At 65.1% G+C, this 3,667-nt stretch carries 4 protein-coding genes; all 4 read left to right on the top strand.

What is annotated here, in order from left to right; all coding sequences use genetic code 11:
• Nucleotides 1–49: 49 nt before the first annotated feature.
• Nucleotides 50–787, top strand: coding sequence for a 3-oxoacyl-[acyl-carrier-protein] reductase (fabG, locus tag EN742_RS28050; protein WP_127399752.1), 738 nt, complete (start codon nucleotides 50–52; stop codon nucleotides 785–787).
• 212 nt (nucleotides 788–999) lie between these two features.
• Entirely contained in the window at nucleotides 1,000–1,236 is a 237-nt protein-coding gene (locus EN742_RS28045) for an acyl carrier protein (RefSeq protein ID WP_006203723.1), read from the top strand.
• A 34-nt stretch (nucleotides 1,237–1,270) separates the two neighbouring features.
• A complete protein-coding gene (gene fabF, locus EN742_RS28040) occupies nucleotides 1,271–2,533 on the top strand; it encodes a beta-ketoacyl-ACP synthase II (protein WP_128333524.1) in 1,263 nt (420 codons plus the stop codon).
• A gap of 201 nt (nucleotides 2,534–2,734) precedes the next feature.
• Nucleotides 2,735–3,667: endolytic transglycosylase MltG (locus tag EN742_RS28035; protein WP_128333523.1), on the top strand; the 933-nt coding region annotated here is incomplete at its 3' end.

Below are 3,667 nucleotides of genomic sequence, written 5' to 3'. Positions count from 1 at the left end.
CTTTCACCCCACCCATAAGCAGGGTGTTCTCTGGAATCAGGAGAGAAGAATGTTCGAACTGACCGGCCGCAAGGCGCTCGTCACCGGCGCATCGGGTGGCATCGGCGAGGCGATCGCCCGCGTGCTGCACAGCCAGGGCGCGATCGTCGGCCTGCACGGGACGCGCATCGAGAAGCTCGAGGCGTTGGCCGCCGAGCTCGGTGACCGCGTGAAGCTGTTCCCGGCCAACCTGTCCGACCGCGACGAGGTCAAGGCGCTCGGCCAGAAGGCGGAGGCCGATCTCGAAGGCGTCGACATCCTCGTCAACAATGCCGGCATCACCAAGGACGGCCTGTTCGTGCGCATGTCGGATGCCGACTGGGACAGCGTGCTGGAGGTCAACCTCACCGCCGTCTTCCGCCTGACCCGTGAGCTGACCCATCCGATGATGCGCCGCCGCCATGGCCGCATCATCAACATCACCTCGGTGGTCGGCGTCACCGGCAATCCCGGCCAGACCAATTACTGCGCCTCCAAGGCCGGCATGATCGGCTTTTCCAAGTCGCTGGCGCAGGAGATCGCCACCCGCAACATCACCGTCAACTGCGTCGCCCCGGGCTTCATCGAATCGGCCATGACCGACAAGCTCAACGACAAGCAGAAGGAGACGATCATGGCGGCGATCCCGACCCGGCGCATGGGCACCAGCGCCGAAGTCGCCTCCGCGGTTGCCTATCTCGCCTCCAACGAAGCGGCCTATGTCACCGGCCAGACCATTCATGTGAATGGCGGCATGGCGATGATCTAGGGTGTGTTGACGGACCAAGGTCCGGCGGTTGTGAAAAGCGCCATTTCGGCTTGGACCTCCCGCATTTTTCGTGTAATGCGGCCCGCAACCCGGCGGTTCGGGCAAAAACCGGTCCTGTGGCGTTGCGTTACCCGCAAGACCATATTTCAGCTTGATTAGCGGCATTCCGCCCGCTAACGAAGACAACTCAACATAAGACGAGGATGCCCCAAATGAGTGACACCGCAGAGCGCGTCAAGAAGATCGTCATCGAGCACCTGGGCGTCGATGCCGACAAGGTGACGGAGCAGGCGAGCTTCATCGACGATCTGGGCGCAGACAGCCTCGACACGGTCGAACTCGTCATGGCGTTCGAAGAAGAGTTCGGCGTCGAGATTCCGGACGATGCCGCCGAGACCATCCTGACCGTCGGCGATGCCGTAAAGTACATCGACAAGGCCTCTGCCTGAGGCTTTTCGCAGGCATGATCGGGGAGGACCTGCGATGAGGCGTGTCGTCGTCACGGGCCTTGGCCTGGTTTCGCCGTTCGGCATGGGCTTCGAGCACAGCTGGAAGGAACTGCTGACCGGCCGCAGCGCCGCCAAGCGCGTCACCGAATTCGAAGTGGAGGATCTTGCCTGCAAGATCGCCCACGTCATTCCGCGCGGTGACGGCTCCAACGGCACGCTCAATCCCGAAGCCGTGCTCGAGCCGAAGGAACTGCGTAAGATCGGCGACTTCATCCTCTACGGGATCGTGGCCGCCGACGAGGCGCTGAAGGATTCCGGCTGGCGGCCGAGCACCGAAGAAGAGCGCTGCGCGACCGGCGTCATGATCGGCTCCGGCATCGGCGGGCTCGAGGGCATTGCCGAGAACGCGCTGATCCTGCACGAGCGCGGGCCGCGCCGCATCAGCCCGTTCTTCATTCCCGGAAACATCATCAACCTGGTGTCGGGGCAGGTGTCGATCCGGCACGGGCTGAAAGGCCCCAACCATGCCGTCGTCACCGCTTGCTCGACCGGCGCGCACGCCATCGGCGATGCCGCCCGGCTGATCATCTTCGGCGATGCCGACGTGATGCTGGCCGGCGGCGCCGAGGCACCTGTGACCCGGCTTTCGCTGGCCGGCTTCGCTGCCTGCCGCGCGCTGTCGACCGAGCGCAACGAAACGCCGCAAAAGGCTTCCCGTCCCTATGACCGCGACCGCGACGGCTTCGTCATGGGCGAGGGCGCCGGCGTTGTCGTGCTGGAAGAGCTCGAACATGCCAAGGCGCGCGGCGCGAAAATCTACGCCGAGGTCACCGGCTACGGCCTGACCGGCGACGCCTACCACATCACCGCTCCGGCCGAGGACGGCGACGGCGCCTTCCGTTGCATGACGGCGGCGCTGAAGCGGGCGAGGCTTTCGCCGGCCGACATCGATTACATCAACGCGCACGGCACCTCGACCATGGCCGACACGATCGAGCTCGGCGCGGTCGAGCGCCTTGTCGGCAATGCCGCCTCGAAGATCTCGATGTCGTCGACCAAGTCGTCGATCGGCCATCTCCTGGGCGCGGCGGGCGCGGCGGAGGCGATCTTCTCGATCCTCGCCATCCGCGACAACACGGCGCCCGCCACCATCAACCTCGACAATCCTGAGCGCGAGACAGCGATCGACCTCGTGCCGAACAAGCCGCGCGCCCGCCAGATCGACGTGGCGCTGTCCAACTCCTTCGGCTTCGGCGGCACCAACGCCTCGCTCGTCTTCCAGCGTTACAATGGCTGAGCGTGGAGCCGGCGGCCGCTCGCGCGGCCTGTCGTCAATTTTGCCATATTCGCCCCTACTCTGCCCTTGGGGATTCGCGCGTCGGACCGAAAGTCGGAGCCGGTTTTCGCAAGGCACGAGGCGCAGGGTTGAAATGTTGGAGCGTGGTTCGCGCGTCCGCTGGGACGCTCGCCTCTCCAAGAGATCAGATGGTAGGGCGCTATGAACACAAATCCGGGCGGCAGCGGAGAATTCGGAAAGCAGCAGGCCGCGTCTGGTCCGATCGTCCCGAAGACGGCGGCCGAGGCGCTGCGTCCCGAGGCCGGTACGCCGCCGCCGAGACGCTCGCGCGCCTCGCGCAGCCAGGTCGTCGTGTTCATGAATTTCGTTATCTCGCTGGTGATGCTGATGATCCTGGCGGCCGGCGCCGCGCTATATTTCGGCAAGCAGGCGTTCACCGAGCCCGGCCCGTCGGCCAACGGCGACACCTTCCTGGTCAAGCCGAACACCGGCGTCCAGGACATCGCCGACCAGCTCGAGCGGCGCGGCCTGATCAGCGACGCTCGCATCTTTCGCCTTGGTGTGCGCGCGACCGGCAATGATTCCGCGCTCAGGGCCGGTGAATACGAGATCAAGCCGCGCGCTTCGATGCGCGACATCATGGAACTCCTGAAGAGCGGCAAGTCGGTGATGTATTCGCTGACCATCCCCGAGGGGCTGACGGTCGAGCAGGCGCTGCAGCGCATCGCCGAGCAGGACGCGCTGAGCGGCGACATGCCCGCGGCCATGCCGCCGGAAGGCAGTCTTGCCACCGACACGCTGCGCTTCACACGCGGCGCCACGCGCCAGCAGATGATCGACAAGCTTCTCGCCGACCAGAAGAAGCTGGTTGACGATGTCTGGGAGCGGCGCGCGCCGGATCTTCCGATCGCCAATGTCGAGGATTTCGTTACGCTGGCTTCGATCGTCGAGAAGGAGACGGGCAGGGGCGACGAGCGCTCGCGCGTGGCCGCCGTCTTCCTCAACCGGCTGGCCAAGGGCATGCGGCTGCAGTCCGATCCGACCATCATCTACGGCCTGTTCGGCGGCAAGGGAAAACCCACCGATCGCCCGATCTACCAGTCCGACATCGACAAGCAGACGCCCTACAACACC

This window comes from Mesorhizobium sp. M4A.F.Ca.ET.020.02.1.1, from assembly GCF_004022645.1.
Taxonomy (GTDB): domain Bacteria; phylum Pseudomonadota; class Alphaproteobacteria; order Rhizobiales; family Rhizobiaceae; genus Mesorhizobium.
The sequence above is the reverse complement of the archived record's forward strand: the minus strand, read 5'-3'. Positions and strand labels throughout refer to the sequence as shown.

What these genes read in the sequence shown, in the direction of transcription:
- fabG (WP_127399752.1), top strand. Translation starts at nt 50, where the DNA reads ATGTTCGAACTGACCGGCCGCAAGGCGCTCGTCACCGGCGCATCGGGT.
- EN742_RS28045 (WP_006203723.1), top strand. Translation starts at nt 1,000, where the DNA reads ATGAGTGACACCGCAGAGCGCGTCAAGAAGATCGTCATCGAGCACCTG.
- fabF (WP_128333524.1), top strand. Translation starts at nt 1,271, where the DNA reads ATGAGGCGTGTCGTCGTCACGGGCCTTGGCCTGGTTTCGCCGTTCGGC.